This is a genomic window from Pseudomonas sp. zfem005, from assembly GCF_032621735.1.
In the GTDB taxonomy this organism is placed as follows: Bacteria; Pseudomonadota; Gammaproteobacteria; order Pseudomonadales; family Pseudomonadaceae; genus Metapseudomonas; species Metapseudomonas solani.
Map to the genome: position 1 here is coordinate 21729 of NZ_JAVYJE010000005.1, position 15748 is coordinate 37476.

At 68.1% G+C, this 15748-nt stretch carries 11 protein-coding genes; 3 read left to right on the top strand and 8 right to left on the bottom strand.

From position 1 onward, the window contains the following. Positions 1-132: 132 nt before the first annotated feature. The 4 genes from RTW82_RS12400 to pvdM all read right to left on the bottom strand — a co-directional run bounded on the left by RTW82_RS12400 (position 133) and on the right by pvdM (position 5436). Positions 133-1782, bottom strand: coding sequence for a cyclic peptide export ABC transporter (locus RTW82_RS12400; RefSeq protein ID WP_184489146.1), 1650 nt, complete (start codon positions 1780-1782; stop codon positions 133-135). A 110-nt stretch (positions 1783-1892) separates the two neighbouring features. Then, positions 1893-2747, bottom strand: coding sequence for a formylglycine-generating enzyme family protein (locus RTW82_RS12405; protein WP_271661096.1), 855 nt, complete (start codon positions 2745-2747; stop codon positions 1893-1895). Positions 2748-2773: 26 nt separating this feature from the next. Then, entirely contained in the window at positions 2774-4063 is a 1290-nt protein-coding gene (gene pvdN / locus RTW82_RS12410; RefSeq protein ID WP_316925251.1) for a pyoverdine-tailoring periplasmic protein PvdN, read from the bottom strand. Further along, positions 4063-5436, bottom strand: coding sequence for a pyoverdine-tailoring dipeptidase-like protein PvdM (gene pvdM, locus RTW82_RS12415; RefSeq protein WP_316925252.1), 1374 nt, complete (start codon positions 5434-5436; stop codon positions 4063-4065). Before pvdM ends, pvdN begins: the two co-directional genes overlap by 1 nt. 173 nt (positions 5437-5609) lie before the next feature. On the opposite strand from pvdM, the gene RTW82_RS12420 reads away from it, so the two are divergent. Further along, complete coding sequence (locus RTW82_RS12420) at positions 5610-7241, top strand: PvdJ/PvdD/PvdP-like protein (RefSeq protein ID WP_316925253.1); 1632 nt, start codon at positions 5610-5612, stop codon at positions 7239-7241. Positions 7242-7848: 607 nt separating this feature from the next. Here the strand turns inward: RTW82_RS12420 and RTW82_RS12425 are convergent. The 4 genes from RTW82_RS12425 to RTW82_RS12440 all read right to left on the bottom strand — a co-directional run bounded on the left by RTW82_RS12425 (position 7849) and on the right by RTW82_RS12440 (position 13559). Continuing rightward, positions 7849-9279 (bottom strand): efflux transporter outer membrane subunit, encoded by a 1431-nt coding sequence (locus RTW82_RS12425; RefSeq protein ID WP_316925254.1) that lies wholly within the window; start codon positions 9277-9279, stop codon positions 7849-7851. Beyond that, positions 9276-11252, bottom strand: a complete 1977-nt coding sequence (locus tag RTW82_RS12430; RefSeq protein WP_316925255.1) for a MacB family efflux pump subunit — start codon at positions 11250-11252, stop codon at positions 9276-9278. The genes RTW82_RS12425 and RTW82_RS12430 overlap by 4 nt, the downstream gene beginning before the upstream one ends. Then, on the bottom strand, positions 11249-12397 hold the full coding sequence (locus RTW82_RS12435) for an efflux RND transporter periplasmic adaptor subunit (RefSeq protein WP_184489139.1): 1149 nt from the start codon (positions 12395-12397) through the stop codon (positions 11249-11251). The genes RTW82_RS12430 and RTW82_RS12435 overlap by 4 nt, the downstream gene beginning before the upstream one ends. 130 nt (positions 12398-12527) lie before the next feature. Further along, positions 12528-13559 (bottom strand): FecR family protein, encoded by a 1032-nt coding sequence (locus RTW82_RS12440; RefSeq protein ID WP_316925256.1) that lies wholly within the window; start codon positions 13557-13559, stop codon positions 12528-12530. 185 nt (positions 13560-13744) lie between these two features. On the opposite strand from RTW82_RS12440, the gene RTW82_RS12445 reads away from it, so the two are divergent. Next, positions 13745-14224 carry a sigma-70 family RNA polymerase sigma factor gene (locus RTW82_RS12445; protein ID WP_316925257.1) on the top strand — a complete coding sequence of 160 codons (480 nt, stop codon included), beginning with the start codon at positions 13745-13747 and terminating at the stop codon, positions 14222-14224. Positions 14225-14358: 134 nt separating this feature from the next. Beyond that, the gene (locus RTW82_RS12450; protein WP_021217343.1) at positions 14359-15693 is read left to right on the top strand and encodes a lysine N(6)-hydroxylase/L-ornithine N(5)-oxygenase family protein; all 1335 of its coding nucleotides are present in this window, start codon (positions 14359-14361) and stop codon (positions 15691-15693) included. Positions 15694-15748: the final 55 nt, after the last annotated feature.

Genomic DNA, 15748 nt, shown 5'->3' on the forward strand with positions numbered 1-15748 from the left:
GCCTTGGTGAGGTTCGTAAGTCCCGGTAGCGCTGGCATGGTGGTCCTCTTGGTCTTCAAAGTGATGGCGTTGTTTTTGATTTTTGATAAGACGGATGGCACTGAAAAAACCGGAAATAAGAATCGTGATCAATCACGCTGTCTGCAATTCGGTCACGACTTTCCCCGCTTCCATGCGCACCAGTTGGTCCGCGATGTCGAAATAGCGGTCGTCGTGGGAGATCACGATGATGGTCTTGCCCAGGCGTTTGAGGTCCGGCAGCAGCTCGGTGTAGAAGATGCGCCGGAAGGTGGGGTCCTGGTCGGCGGCCCATTCGTCGAACACCAGCACGGGCCGCTCTTCCAGCCAGGCGTTGACCAGCGCCAGGCGCTTGCGTTGCCCGGTGGACAGGTCGGTGGTGGTGAAGGAGCCGTCCCGGACGCTCACCTTGTGGGCGATCTCCAGGCGTTCCAGGTAGGTGTTGGCGTCCTCGGGCAGGTGCTGGTCGCCCTGGACGACATCGTCGAACAGGTAGTAGTCGGCGAAAATGGTGGTGAACAGCTGGCGGTAGTCATCCCGCGTACGCGCGTTCACCGCCTGGTCGTTCAGGCGTATCTCGCCATGTTGCGGGGCATAGAGGCCCAGCAGCAGCTTGATCAGGGTGGTCTTGCCGCAGCCGTTCTCGCCGACGATGAAGACGATGTCGCCCTGGTCGATCTTCAGGTTCACCGGGCCGAGGCGGAACGGGGCGCTGCCCTCGACGGCGGGGAAGGCGTAGGACACATCGCGCAGTTCGAGGCTGCTGATGGACTTGTCCGGGCTGCCCTGGGCGTTGAGGAGCAGGTGGGGCTCGGGCGAGGAGAATTGCTCCGACAGCTCGGCGATGCGGCTGAAGGCGATCTGTGCCTGGCCGATGATCGGCAGCGTGCCGATCAGGTGCTCCAGCGGCCCCTTCATGTACAGCAGCACCAGGACGAAGCCGCTCATGACCGTCTTGTCGGCGCTCGGCCACATCGACTGCATGGCCAGGGCCAGGCCGATGACCACGAAGAACAGCATCGAGCCGAAGGACTTGGCGATCACGAAGGTGTTGATGGAGCGGATCTGCGTGTTGCAGATGTTCTGGGCCGTCTGCTCGATCCCGGACACGTACATGCGGTTGCGGCGTGGGCGGTGGATCCTCAGTTCCTTGGCGCCCTCGGCGATGGCGCTGTAGTTCTTCTGCAGGTCGTCTTCCCAGTCGCGGGCCTGCATGAAGCCTCTGATCCCCCGCCCTTGGGCGAAGTACTGCACGGTGATGCCGATGACGATGGCCAGCACCAGTATCAAGAACATCGGCCAGGACAGCATGGCCAGGTAGCCCATGCACCCCAGGGTGACGGTGAGTGCGATGGCCAGCGGCGAGAAGGCGAAGGCGAAGTCGCTGATGGTGTCGACGTCATGGGTCAGCACGGGGATCAGGCGATGGGTGCGGAAGCGCTCGATCTGCTCGATCGGCGCCGAGAGCACCTTCTCGCCCAGTTCCTTGCGCAGCTTGGCGATGATGTGCTGCCCGACGTAGTTGGTGCCGATGTCCGAATAGATGGCGCTGCCCAGTGCCAGCAGGCACAGCCCCGCGAAGGCGGCCACGACGCCGCCGCTCAGGCTGGTTTCGGAGTGCAGGGCGCCGTTGATGGTCGCCAGCAGCACCGTGACGCTGAGGCCGCCCACCATGCCCAGCACGATGGAGCTGATGACGATCAGTCGGAAAGGTTTGAGCAGCGTGAACAACTCTTTGATCACTCCGCGCGCGGGCCTGTTCATGGGGGGTACCTGCTTGAAGAGTTGGCGGGTGGCCGCTGCCACCCGCTGGGGCGCAACCCGTGGCTGCGCACCTCTTGAACGTCTGGTGACGGGGCAAATTTAGCGGGGGGCTAAAGCTCCCTGGCGACCCGGAAGCCGATCCAGTCGCCGCGCTCGGTGGTGACCAGCGCATTGCGGTTGCCGGAGCGGGAGAAGATCGGCGCCTCGCCCCAGTCGTTGCCGCGGATCTGCACGACCTCGCACGTCTCCTCCATCCACGGGCTGCCGTCGGTGGGGGCGCCGACGTAGCTGTCGTGCAGGCAGTCCGCCACCCATTCGTAGACGTTGCCGTGCATGTCGTAGACGCCGAAGGCGTTGGCCGGGAAGGTGCCCGCCGGGGAGGTGAAGTTGTAGCCGTCGGCGGCGCCGTAGGTGTTGGCGTGCTGGGCGATGCTGTACTCCTTGCCTTCGTCGAAGGGGAAGGGGAACGGGCCTTCGCTGCCGGCGCGGGCGGCGTACTCGCGTTCGGATTCGCTGAGCATGCGGTAGTGCTTGCCGGTCTTCTTCGACAGCCAGGCGACATAGGCCTTCACCTCGTCGTAGCTGATGCACACGGCGGGCTGCTCGGGGCCCTGCGGGTAGCTGGGCTTGCCGTTGCTGCACAGGCGGCCGGGGCGGTCGTCGCCGTCGGGGAGGGTGACCTTGGCCTCGCGCTGCCAGGCCTGCAGCTCCTTGGCCAGCACCTGGAACTTGCTGATGGCGAAGGGCTTGGCGAAGGTCACGGTGTGCAGCGGGCCTTCATCGGGCTGGCGGCCGACTTCGTCGTCGGGGGTGCCCATGGTGAAGCTGCCGGCGGGCAGCACGACCATCTCGGGGCAGTCCTTGCAGTCCTTGAACAGGCTGCCGGGCTTGTTCGCCTCGGCGGCGAAGGCCGGGGCGGCGGCGAACAGGGTGGCCACCAGGGCCAGGGGCTTGAGTGCATGCATGGCGGTTCTCTCGAATGGCGAAAGGGTCAGGCGAGCTGCGGGGCGAGGATGTCCATCACCCGGTCGATCTCGGCTTCGTCGTTGAGCAGGCCGGGGGCCAGGCGCACCACCGGGCCGACGTCGCGGTCCACGGCGTCGCTGATCACCTTGTGCTGCAGCAGGTAGCGGGCCACGGCGTCGCAGTCGCGGCCTTCGACGCGGAAGAAGGTGAAACCCGAGGACAGCGCAGGGCTGCGCGGCGTGACCAGCTGCACCTTGGCGTGCTCGGCGAGGCGGTCCTTGAGGTAGCTGTTGAGCTGGTGGATGCGTGCCTGGACATCGGCCTTGCCCAGCTCCAGGTGCAGCTCGAAGGCCTTGCCCACCGCCAGGCGATGGTCGAAGGCGTGGTAGCCGCCGGGGGTCATCAGGGTGCCGAAGGTCTCGCCCATGGTGAAGGTGGGCACGCTGGGCACCAGATGGGGCTGCGGTTTTTCCTCGCGGGCGATGATGACGCCGGTGCCGCGCGGGCCGAACAGCCACTTGTGGGTGCCGGCGATGAAGTAGTCGCAGTTGAAGTCGGCGAAGTTCAGGTCCTCGACGCCGAAACCGTGGACGCCGTCCACCACGTAGAGGATGCGGTCGGCTTCGTCGCGGCCCTGGTTGGCTTCCCTCACCAGCTGGCCGACCTCGCGTGCCGGCAGCTTCACGCCGCTGCCGGATTGCACCCAGGTCATGCCCAGCACGCGGGTCTCGGGGCGGATGGCCTGGCGGATGTTGCCGAGCATTTCGTCCACCGAGGCGCTGTGCGGCGCCTTGAACAGCGGCACGCGGCGCACCCGGGTGCCCATCATCTGCTCGCGGTACTCCAGGCGGGTCATGGTGGAGTAATGCTCGTGGGCGCTGACCAGGATCTCCTTGCCCGGTGCCACCTGCAGACCGCCGTAGATCATCGACAGGCCGTCGGTGGTGCTGCCGGTGAGGGCGACCTGGTTCGGTTGCACGCCGAAGTAGCGGCCAGCCCAGGCGCGTACTTCGTTCTCGTAGCCCCAGAGTTCCTCGCGCTCCCAGTCCAGCACTTCGCCGGGGTTCTGGTCGAGGCGGGCGCGGAAGTGGGCGATGGCCTCGCGGACCACGCGGGGGTGGGAGGCGAGGAGGAAGCTGCAGAAGTGCAGGTAGGCCGGGTCCAGGTCGAACTGCTGGCGCAGCGCCTGCCATTTGTCCTTGGCCGGGCTGGCCGGCGGCGTGGCGGCCTGGGCCTGGCCGGCGAGGGTAGAACCCAGGGGCAGGGCGGCAGCGAGCAGGCCGGCCTGCTTGAGGAAGGTACGGCGATCGCTCATCAGCCACGCTCCGCTTGCGGTTGCTCGGCGCTGGCGGCGGCCGGCTTGGCGCGGCGCTGCACCTCTTCCCAGACGCGGAGGAAGTTGCCGCCCCAGAGCTTGGCGATATCGGCGTCGGAGTAGCCGCGCTGGATCAGCTCGGCGGTGAGGTTGCGCGACTCGCCGACGTTCATCCAGCCGTCGACGCCGCCACCGTCGTTGAAGTCGGAAGCGATGCCGACGTGGTCGATGCCGACCTTGCGCACGGTGTAGTCGATGGCGTCCACCAGCTCCTTGACGCTGGCGCGGGGCTCCTCTTCGAGGATGGCGTAGAGCGAACTGGCGTACTCGCCGAAGCGCTGTTCGGGCCAGATGGAGATGATCGCGTCACCCGGCATCAGGGCATTGGCCAGGCCGTCCAGCGGCTGCAGGTCGAAGCGCGCGCGCAGGGCGTTGAGCTTGTCCAGGGTCGGCTTGCTGAGGGGCTTGAGGTAGGCGGGGAAGCCCACCACCTGGATCACGCCGCCGCTGTCCTTGATGGTTTGCAGCTCGCGGTCGCTGAGGTTGCGCGGGATGTCCACCAGCGCGCGCGGTGCCGAGTGGGAGGCGACCATGGGGGCGCGGCTGAGGCGCGCGACGTCTTCCAGGGCCAGGGTGGACATCTGCGACACGTCGATGATCACGCCCAGGTCATTGAGGCGCGCCACCGCCTGCTCGCCCAGGGGCGAGAGGCCGCCGAGGGCATCGACGCTGTCGTTGAAGAAGGGCAACGGGCGCGAGGAGTCGGCCCAGGCGTTGTTGCCCACGTAGCTGAAGCCGAACATGCGCATGCCACGCGCGGCCCAGGTGTCCAGGGCGCCCAGGTTATCGCCCAGGGGGTAGGCGTTGAGCATGCTGATGAAGATGGCGAACTTGCCTTCGCCGTGCAGGCGGCGGAAGTCGGCCGGGGTGTAGGCGATGCCGACCTGGTTGGGGAAGTCGCGCACCATGCCGCTAATGATTTTGTAGCGCAGTTCCTGCTGGTGGCGCGCCTCGTCGACGAAGGCGGCGGTGGGGCGATGGGGCGCGTTGGGGCCGTTCCAGATCTCCGGCCAGCCGAAGATAGTCAGCGCCGCGCCGGAGAGGCGTCCGCGCCCGGCCTTGACCAGGTCGAACTGGCCTTCGCCGTCCTTGTCGGCCTCGTTGCCTCCGGTGCCGAAGTCCGGCGGCACGGTGATGTGGCTGTCGAAGGAAAGAATGCGGTCCTGCAGTTCCTCGGCGTGCTTCATCACTTCGCGCGGGTAGCCTTCGGCGGACCGTGGGAAGAGGACGTACCAGGCCGCAGCAGCGACGAGGGCGAGGAGAAGCGCCAGGGCGACGAGGTAGGGGGCCTTGCTGGAGCGGGTCGTGTTCATTGCCATCCCGTTGATTGCCAGGTTCGATGCGGTTCCGGCGCCCGCCGCTGCGGGGTTCGCCTGTCACGGAGGAACGAGGGTGGCGGCGGGAAATTTAGCGCTGCGGGGGCAGTAAATTTGTATCAGGGCCTCTCGTTCTAGCTGGAGTGGCTGACACGGATACGGATGTGACGATGAGGTTTTCCAGGCGTGGGTTCATGGCGGGGCTGGCGGTGGTCGGGGCGGCAGTGCCTGCGGTGTGGTACGCACGCCAGCCGGTGGACCACGACGACAAGCTGGAGAAGGACCAGGTGGAGACCCCTGGCGAGGCCAGTGTCGAGGCCGCCGCAGGCGAGGGCGTGAGCCTCACCGGCAAGCTGCGCGGCATCTGGGACCTGCGCTTCAGCGGCATGGACATCGGCCTGGACGACCTGCCTGTGCAGGGCGTGCAGATGCTCCTCGATATCGGCCCCACCGGGCGCTCCCTGCGTGGCTTCATCGACCTGGGCGAGCGCCTGCGTGGCAGCCAAGAGCCCCGTTACCGGGTGCTGGGCGAGCTGGTGGCGGCGGATGCCGGCAAGCTGCGCTGGCGCCTGGTGCCGGTGGGCGAGTCGGCCCCCAGCCATGAACTGGAGGCGATCCTCGACGAGGTCTGGAGCAGCTGGGGTGATGCCGGGGCGGGGACGCTGACCGGGCGCATCCGCCGTATCGACCGGCCGCTGGACATGCCTGAGCCGGACAGCCAGTTCGTCGCCACCAAGCGTGCCTTCCCCGAGGCGCACCAAGTCACCCCGCTGGCACCGGCGCTGATGCGCTGGCTGGTGTCCGCCGAGCACCGGCTGTTCCACCAGCTCTGGCACGCCACCCGGGACAAGTGGCACCGCCTCGACGAGGCCAGGCGCGACGCCCTGCGTGGCGCCGGCTGGCAGCCCGGCCCGCGTGACGCCGAGCGGGGCGCACGGGGGCGGCGCAAGCACCTCAACGGCTCGGGCGAGGACTTCTTCTTCATGCACCGGCACATGCTCGGCCAGGCCCGCGCCCTGCAACCCGACCTGCCGGACTGGAAGCGTTTGCCGCTGCCGTCACCCTATGTCGAGCACGATCGCCTGGGGTTCATCCGCTACCAGGAGAACCACGACGGCAACTCGGTACCGCCGGCCTGGCTGGCGGCCGATGACGAGGAGCTGAGCGAGTGGCTGCGCGGCATCAAGGCCGGCGAGACCTTCTTCAGCAACTTCCAGGTGTGGGAATCCCAGTACCAGGACCCGGACTACCTGAGCCGGTTGACCCTGGCGGAGTTCGGCTCCGAGGTGGAGCTGAACATCCACGACTGGCTGCACATGCGCTGGGCCACGGTCACCCGCGACCCGTCCAACGGCATGCCGGTGGTGGGCGACCGCGACCAGGCGGACTACGCCGCGCGTTGGTTCCGCGCGGAGAACGACTATCTGGGCGACCCCTTTTCCTCCCATGTGAACCCGGTGTTCTGGCGCTTTCATGGCTGGATCGACGACCGTATCGAGGACTGGTACCGCGCCCATGAGCGCGCCCACCCGGGCGAGGTGCAGCGCCGCGATATCAACGGCGTCTCCTGGTTCGCGCCGGGGCGCTGGGTGGAGGTGCCCGACCCCTGGCTCGGCCCGAGCACCCATGGCTGCGGCGGCATCACCGATGCCGGTGGTGGCATGGGCGAGATGGAGATCGAAGCCATGAAGCTGGCCTTGCGCATCGCTTTCAGTGACGAGGGTGATATCAGCGACCTGCTGCGCCGCACCCCGCGCCGGCCCTGGTATGCGCGCAACCTGAAGTTGCCGGGCAAGGCCTGATCCGGCCTTGGCCCGCGTGGCGGGCATCGCGAATGAATTCGCTCCCACGGGCGATGCTGCGCACCGCTGGGCGAATGAATTCGCCCCTACACAAGCGTGCCGGGATCGGCCTGTGCGCGTGCCTGAATGCCGATCACGAATGAATTCGTTCCCACAGGCAGGGCGTACCCCGGAGCGTAGGGTGGAGGTCGCTTTTTACCTCCACCGGGCGGGGCATCAGGTCGATACCGATGGCGGGTGAGGCGGGATGTCGGTCGGGTGAAACCCGGCGCATGGTGCATTGCCAATCGCCAATGAATTCGCTCCCACGGGCGATGCTGCGCACCGCTGGGCGAATGAATTCGCCCCTACACAAGCGTGCCGGGATCGGCCTGTGCGCGTGCCTGAATGCCGATCACGAATGAATTCGTTCCCACAGGCAGGGCGTACCCCGGAGCGGGTGGAGGTCGCTTTTTACCTCCACCAGGCGGGGCATCAGGTCGACACCGATGGCGGGTGAGGCGGGATGTAGGTCGGGTGAAACCCGGCGCGTGGTGCACTGCCAATCGCGAATGAATTCGCTCCCACGGGCGATGCTACGCCTGATGCGTACCGGGTAGCCCGGGCTTCAGCCCGGGGTGCGTTCGGCCAGCTGATTGGCCTCCGGCGTCCAGCCGCCACCCAGGGCTTTGTAGAGGCCGACGGCGGCTTGCAGGCGGGCGAGGCGCAGTTGCACGGCTTCGTCTTCGGCCTGGTAGAGGCTGCGCTGGGTTTCCAGCACCGTGAGCAGGGTTTCGGCGCCGGCGCGGTAGCGGTTTTCCGCGAGGTCGAAGGCGCGTTGCGCCTGGGCCAGCTCTTCGGCTTGCCATTGGCGTTGGCGGTCGAGGCCGTCGATGGCCAGCAGGGCGCGTTCCACATCGCCGAAGGCGGCGACGATGGCGGCGCGGTAGTTGGCCAGCAACTCTTCCTCGCGGGCCTGGCGCTGCTGGTGGCTGGCGTCGAGGCGGCCGGCGTTGAAGATCGGCGCGGTGAGGCCGGCAGCGACGCCGAAGTAGGGGTTGCGCAGCACGTCGGAGAACTGCTCGGAACCCGTGCCGAGGTTGGCGCTGAGGGTCAGGCTCGGCAGCATCGCGGCGCGGGCGACGCGCACGTCGGCATCGGCTGCGGCCAGGCGGGCTTCGGCGGCGGCGATGTCGGGGCGGCGCCCGAGCAGTTCGCTGGGCAGGCCGGCGCCGGTGCCGGGCCATTGCAGGGCGTCCAGCTTCTCGCCCTTCAGGCTGAGGGTTTGCACCGGTTGACCGAGCAGGGCGGCGAGGGCGACGCGGGCTTCCCCGGCCTGCTGGTGCAGGCGCTCCAGGGCGCGTTCGCGGCTGGCCACCAGGCTGCGCTGCTGGGCGAGTTCCAGTTGCGTGGCGGCGCCGGCGCCCTGGCGCGCGCCCACCAGTTGCAGCACCTGGCGGGCATTGTCGAGGTTGCCTTCGGCGATGCGCCGCTGTTCGTCCAGGGCCAGTACCTGCAGGTAGCTGGTGGCGACGCCGGCGAGCAGGGTCAGTTCCAGGGTCGCCTGGTCGAAGCGGGCCGCATCCAGGCCGTGCAGGGCGCTGTCGCGGGCGGCGCGCTTGCCACCCCAGAAGTCCAGCTCGTAGCTGGCGCTGAGGCCGGTGGCGTAGGTGTCGAAGCGAGGCTGGTCGTCGTAGGCATCCAGGGCACTGAAGCCCTTGTCGCCCAGCAGCTGCTGATAGCTGCCGGTGAGCTCGGCCTTCACCTCGGGCAACAGCGGGGCGCCGGCGATGATCGCGGCGGTGCTGGCCTGGCGCACCCGTGCGCGGCCGGCGGCCAGGTCGAAGCTGCCCTGGCGGGCCTGGTCGATCAGCGCTGTGAGTTCCGGGCTGCCGAAGGCGCGCCACCAGTCGGCGGCAACCTGCGCCTGGCGGTTGTCGGTGCTGGCCTGCCAATGGGCGGGCGGCGCGATGCCGGTGGTGGGCGTCTTGTCCGTGCCGGCGCAGGCGCCGAGGGCGAGACACAGGGGCAGCAGGGTGCGGGGCGTGAATACGGTCATGGGCTGCTCAGTGCGGTTACCGGGTCGAGCCGTGCCGCCTTGCGCGCCGGCATGAAGCCGAAGGCGACGCCGGTGGCCAGGGCGCAACCGAAGGCGCCGAGCATGGCCGTGAGGGAGAAGGCGATGGCGACGTCCGCCAGCAGCAGCGCACCGCCCACCAGCAGGGCGATGGCGATGCCGGCGATGCCGCCGGTGACCGAGAGCAGCGTGGCCTCGGTGAGGAACTGGCGGAGGATGTCGCGCTGGCGGGCGCCGGTGGCCATGCGGATGCCGATTTCACGGGTCCGTTCGCGCACGGTCATGAGCATGATGTTCATCACGCCGATGCCGCCTACCAGCAGGGAGATGGCGGCGATGGCACCGAGCATCAGCGAGAGGCTGTTGCGGGTGCTGGCCTCGGCCTGGATCAGCGCGGCGTTGTTGGTCACCTCGAAGTCGCGCACGCCGCGGTGCAGGCGCAGCAGCAGGCGGTCGATGGCGGCTTCGGCCTGTTGCACGCGGCTGGCGTCGGCGGCAGCGACCACGACGAAATCCGGGTCGGGCTTGCCGAACAGGCGGATGCTGGCGGTGGAGTAGGGCACGACGATCTGGGTGTCGGCGTCTTCGTCGCCGGAGCTGGCACCCTTGGCCACCAGGGTGCCGATCACCTGGAAGGGCACGTTCTCGATGAGGATGTGCTGGCCGATGGGGTCGCGCCCGGCGAACAGCTTGTCGCGCACCTTCTGGCCGATCACCGCGACGGTGGCGGCGCTGTCTTCGTCGGCCTGGTCGAAGAAGGCGCCTTCGGCGACGGGCCAGTTGAGGATGCTGGGGAAGTCGATGCCGTTGCCCCGGGTGTAGGCCTGGAAATCGAGGTTGCCGTGGCGTACCAGGGTGTCGCCGCCGGTGACCGGCATGATCCGCTGCACCTGGGGCAGGCCGGACAGCGCGGCGATGTCGGCAAGGGTGACCACGCCCTCGGGCACGCGTGGGTTCGGCGAGAAACCGGAGAGGTAGATGATGTTGGAGCCGAAGGCACCCATCTGCGCCATCACCTGGCGCTTGCTGCCTTCGCCGATGGCCAGCATGACCACCACCGAGGCGACGCCGATGACGATGCCGAGCAGGGTCAGGGCGGTGCGGAAGCGGTTCACCCACATCACCCGCCAGGCGGCGCGCAGGGCTTCCAGCAGCTCACCGCGCCAGGCGCCGGCGGGCAGTTCGCGGCGTTCTTCCAGGCGCTCGCGCAGGCGGCTGGCGGGCAGCGCGCCGGCGTTGTCGCTGGGCAGCTGGCCGTCGGCGCTGTCGCTGAGGATATGGCCGTCGCGCACTTCGATGATGCGCTGGGCGCGGGTGGCCACTTCGCGGTCGTGGGTGATGAGGATCACCGCGTGGCCCTGGGCGGAAAGCTCGTCGAGCAGCTTCATCACCTCGATGCCGCTCTGGCTGTCGAGGGCACCGGTGGGTTCGTCGGCGAGGATCACGTGGCCGCCGTTCATCAGCGCGCGGGCGATGGAGACGCGTTGCTGCTGGCCGCCGGACAGCTGGTGCGGGCGGTTGCCGGCGCGGCTTTCCAGGCCCAGGCGCTGCAGCAGTTCGGCAGCCCGGGCGGCGCGCTCGGGGCCGGGGGTGCCGGCGTAGATGGCTGGCATCTCGACGTTTTCACGGGCCGAGGCGGAGGGAATCAGGTGGTAGCCCTGGAACACGAAGCCGAAGGCCTCGCGGCGCAGCCAGGCCAGTTCGTCGACATCCAGCGCGGCGACGTCGCGGCCGGCGAAGCGGTAGCTGCCGGAGCTGGGGCGGTCGAGGCAGCCGAGGATGTTCATCAGGGTGGATTTGCCGGAGCCCGAGGCGCCGACGATGGCGACGAATTCGCCGGCATCGATACGCAGGGAGATGCCGCGCAGCACCTCGACTTCCGGGGTGCCGTTGCCGCCGTAGCGCTTGCGGACGTCGACCAGTTCCAGCAGGGCGGGTTCGTGCAGGGCCTTCATGGGGCGGGTTCGCCGATCAGCAGGCGCTCACCCTCGGCCAGGCCGGACAACACCTGGACCTGCATGCGGTCGCGCACGCCGGTCTGCACCGGGCGTTCCTCGAGGGCGCCACGGGCACCGACCACCAGCACCATGTCGCCGCCGGCGTCGCCGTCGCGCAGGGCGGCGATGGGCACGGCGAGGGTATTTTCGGCGCGCTGGGAAACGAAGTGGACCTGGGCGGTCATCTCGGTCATCAGGGCGTTGTCCTGGTTGTCCACGTCCAGCAGCACGGTGTAGAGCACCACGCGACCGCCGCTGCCGGTGGGGCTGCCGCCACCCTGGCTGAGCTGGTCGAGGGGGCGCGGCGGCAAGGGCAGCACCTGGCGCACGCGGGCTTCCCAACGACGGCCTTCGCCGCTGAGGGTGGTGAACCAGGCGGGCATGCCGGGGCGCACGCGGCCGATATCGGCTTCGGAAACCTGGGCCCAGACCGTCATCGGCGAGAGCTTGGCGATGCGCAGGATCAGCGGCGTCTGCTGCTGGGCGTTGAGGGTCTGGCCGACGCGGGCGTCGACGGCGACCACGGTGCCGGAGATGGGGGCGTAGATGCGCGTGTAGCCGAGCTCGGCCTCGTCGCTGCGCAGTGTGGCCTGGGCCTGGCGGATCTGCGCCTGGATCATGGCGATGCGCGCCTGGGTGGAGCGCTGCTGGGCGTGGGCCACCTGCAGGTCTTCGTCACGGGTGGCGCCGCTGGCGGCGAGCTTCTGCTGGCGGGCGTACTGCTGCCGGGCCAGTTCGTGCTGGGCCCGTTGTTCTTCCAGCTGGGCCTTGAGGGTGTCGATGGAGGAGCGCCCGGCATCGACCCGCGCCTGTTGGGTGGAGGGGTCGATTTCAACCAGCAGCTGGCCTTCCTCGACCGTGTCGCCGGCTTCCACGTGGAGCTTCTGGATCTGCCCGGACGCCTGGGCGCCGACGTCGACATAGCGCCGTGGCTGCAGGGTGCCGAGGGCGCTGACGCTGCTTTCGATGCTGGTGACCGCCACGCGCACGGTGTCGCCTTCGTGGATGCCGTCCGGCAGGGCCTTCCAGGCGGCCAGGGCGATGAGGGGGACGAGCAGCAGCGGGGCGAGGATCAGGCGGCGTGAAAGTCGTGGGGCGCTCATGGAGATGTCCGGCTCTGGGTGGGGCCCTGGCCGGCGCGGTGCGGCAGCCTAAGGGGCGCTGCCAGTTGAACGAGCTAGGGGCGGGGAAATTTACCGGGCGGTGCGTCCTTGGCGGCCCGGACGCCCGGAATCAGAGACGCATCTTGCGGTTGCTGATCAGCGTGCTGCCGTCGGCCTGCTGGGCGAGGCTGATGGGCAGGACGCGGGGCAGTGCGGTGACCAGGCTGCGGATGTCGCGGGTGCTGTAGATGCCGCCGATGCGCTGGTCGGAGCTGGCCTGGTCGCCCAGTACCAGCGGCGCGTCGAGGTAGCGGTTGATCAGCGGCACCGCCTCGGCGAGGGTCAGGTCGTCGAGGATCAGCTTGCCGTCGCGCCAGGCCAGGGCCTGCTGGGTATCCACGGCGCCGACCCGGGGCTTCATGTCGCCGGCCTTGAAGCTGGCCTGCATGCCGGGGGTCAGGTTGCTGTCGTTGCCGCGTTGCTCGCTGCGCACCTTGACCGAGCCTTCGGTGACGGTGACGACGATGTTGTCCTGGTACTTCCACACGTTGAAGCGGGTGCCGGTCACGGTGATCGAGCCTTCGCCGGCATGCACCACGAAGGGGTGGGCACTGTCGTGGCTGACGTGGAAGTAGGCTTCGCCGCTGTCCAGGCTGACCCGGCGGCGGTCGATGAAGTTGGCGTAGCTCAGGCGGGTGGCCAGGTTCAGCTCCACGTCGCTGCCGTCGGGCAGGGTGACGCGGCGGATGCTGCTTTCGGCCTCGTAGCGCTGGTAGCTGTCGGGCACCCAGCCGGCCAGCCAGCCGCTGTAGCCGGCCAGGGGCGCGGCGATCAGGGCCAGGGCCAGGGCGCGTGCATGGCGGCGGATGAAGCCGCGTGGGCGCTGGCGTACCGGCAGCTGGGCGAGGGTCGGCGGTGGCGGCGGGAGCTGACGGGGAATGTGCAGGCGGGGCGAGGGCTGGGTCGGCGGCAGGTGCTCGCTCAGGTCCCAGATCTCCAGCATCTCGGCGTATTCGAGGGCATGGCTCGGGTCGGCTTCGATCCAGGCCTTGAACTGGGCGCGCTCCTCGTCCGTGCAATCCTCCGCGTGCAGGCGCATGCACCAGTGTGCGGCGACCTCGACCAGCGGGTCGCTTTGGGTTTGCGAGGAGGCGTTGTTCATCAGGATTACCGGTTATGCCTGAATTCGAGTTCTGTATTCACACGGTGGAGCGGCACGCTGAAATATGAATCTTGATGAGAATTATTATAAATTTAATAATTTCAGACTGCCAGCATCACCCAAAGGGTGTGTCTTGATCCAGCTCAAGTGTATGCGCCGCATTCGTTAGGCGCCGGGGAAGCGACTTGGAAATCTACTATCGCGAGTTGGTGCGTTTCCTCAGTGCAAAACTGGGGGATCGGCAGGCAGCTGCGGATGTGGCACATGACGCGTATTTGCGGGTGATGGAACGCGCGAGTCAAGAGCGGATCGATTCGCCCCGCGCGTTTCTCTACCGAACGGCGCTGAATCTGGTGATCGACGAACACCGCCGCAACGCCATTCGCCGCAACGAGCCGCTGGACGTGCTGGACGAGGAGGAGCGCTACCACGCCCCATCGCCGCACCGTTCCCTGGCTCAAAGCCAGCGCCTGGGCATGTTGCAGCGCGCCCTCGACGAGTTGCCGGCGCCGTGCCGCGACGCCTTTCTGCTGCGCAAGCTGGAGGGGCTCTCCCATGACGAGATCGCCGAGCGCCTGGGGATTTCCCAGCCCCTGGTGGAGAAGCACATCGTCAACGCCATGAAACACTGCCGCCTGCGCATGCGTGAGTGGGACGCGGCCTGATCGACCGGTGAGTGCAACGCCCGCCGGCTAAATTTCATTTCCTTGTCCTCGTTCCTAGTCAACAGGCGGCCAGTGGGGCCGTCAGCGAACGGCAACCGTCGCCCGGACGGGCGCACCTCCAGAGGACACTGGACATGACTCAGCCCCTGAACACCGCTATCCACGACCTGATCGGCATTGGTTTCGGCCCCTCCAACCTGGCCCTGGCCATCGCCTTGCAGGAGCGTGCCCGCAAGCAGGGTGCGCTGGATGCCCTGTTCCTCGACAAGCAGGCCGACTACCGCTGGCACGGCAACACCCTGGTGACCCAGAGCGAGCTGCAGATCTCCTTTCTCAAGGACCTGGTGTCCCTGCGCAACCCCACCAGCCCCTATTCCTTCGTCAACTACCTGCACCAGCACGGCCGCCTGGTGGACTTCATCAACCTCGGCACCTTCTACCCGTGCCGCATGGAGTTCAACGACTACCTGCGCTGGGTGGCCGGGCAGTTCATCGAGCAGAGCCGCTATGGCGAAGAGGTGCTGGCCATCGAGCCGGTGCTGGAAGGCCAGCGCGTCGAGGCGCTGCGGGTGATCTCCCGCGATGCCGGTGGCGAGACCCATGTCCGCGCCACGCGCTCGGTGGTGGTCAGCGCCGGTGGCACCGCGCGGATTCCCCAGGCCTTCCGCCACCTCAAGGACGACGCCCGGGTGTTCCACCACTCCCAGTACCTGGAGCGCATCGCCAAGCAGCCCTGCGTCGGCGGCAAGCCGATGCGCATCGCCATCATCGGCGGCGGGCAGAGCGCGGCGGAGGCCTTCATCGACCTCAACGACAGCTACCCGTCGGTGCAGGTGGACATGGTCCTGCGTGGCTCGGCGCTGAAGCCGGCGGACGACAGCCCCTTCGTCAACGAGGTGTTCTCCCCCGAGTTCACCGACCTGATCTTCAACCAGGCCGGCGCCGAGCGTGAGCGCTTCATCCGCGAGTACCACAACACCAACTACTCGGTGGTGGACATCGACCTGATCGAGCGCATCTACGGCATCTTCTACCGCCAGAAGGTCTCCGGCATCCAGCGCCACGCCTTCCACATCCTCAGCACCGTGGAGCGCGCCACCGCCGGTGCCGATGGCATCGAACTGGTGCTGCGCAACAACGCCAGCGGCGAGCAGAGCGTGCAGCGCTACGACGCCGTGGTGCTCGCCACCGGCTACGAGCGCCAGGTGCACCGTCACCTGCTGGAGCCCCTGGCCCAGTGGATGGGCGACTTCGAGGTGGGCCGCGACTACCGCGTTCGCACCGACGAGCGCTGCCAGGCGGCCGTATACATGCAGGGCTTCTGCCAGGCCAGCCACGGCCTCAGCGACACCCTGCTGTCGGTGCTGCCGATCCGCGCCGACGAGATCGCCGCCTCGCTCTACGACCACCTCCAGCCTGGCTCCTGTGCCGAGCGCGGTGTCGTCCAGGCGCTGGCCGCTGCCAGCTGATCCGTTTGATCCGCGCCGGCACCCGTCGGCGCGGTTTCCACCCTTCCTTGCGAGA

Bases quoted from the DNA above. Each gene is read 5' to 3' on its own strand.
- pvdN (WP_316925251.1), bottom strand. From the start codon at position 4,063: ATGAGCGATCGCCGTACCTTCCTCAAGCAGGCCGGCCTGCTCGCTGCC.
- pvdM (WP_316925252.1), bottom strand. From the start codon at position 5,436: ATGAACACGACCCGCTCCAGCAAGGCCCCCTACCTCGTCGCCCTGGCG.
- RTW82_RS12405 (WP_271661096.1), bottom strand. From the start codon at position 2,747: ATGCATGCACTCAAGCCCCTGGCCCTGGTGGCCACCCTGTTCGCCGCC.
- RTW82_RS12420 (WP_316925253.1), top strand. From the start codon at position 5,610: ATGAGGTTTTCCAGGCGTGGGTTCATGGCGGGGCTGGCGGTGGTCGGG.
- RTW82_RS12440 (WP_316925256.1), bottom strand. From the start codon at position 13,559: ATGAACAACGCCTCCTCGCAAACCCAAAGCGACCCGCTGGTCGAGGTC.
- RTW82_RS12430 (WP_316925255.1), bottom strand. From the start codon at position 11,252: ATGAAGGCCCTGCACGAACCCGCCCTGCTGGAACTGGTCGACGTCCGC.
- RTW82_RS12400 (WP_184489146.1), bottom strand. From the start codon at position 1,782: ATGAACAGGCCCGCGCGCGGAGTGATCAAAGAGTTGTTCACGCTGCTC.
- RTW82_RS12435 (WP_184489139.1), bottom strand. From the start codon at position 12,397: ATGAGCGCCCCACGACTTTCACGCCGCCTGATCCTCGCCCCGCTGCTG.
- RTW82_RS12425 (WP_316925254.1), bottom strand. From the start codon at position 9,279: ATGACCGTATTCACGCCCCGCACCCTGCTGCCCCTGTGTCTCGCCCTC.
- RTW82_RS12450 (WP_021217343.1), top strand. From the start codon at position 14,359: ATGACTCAGCCCCTGAACACCGCTATCCACGACCTGATCGGCATTGGT.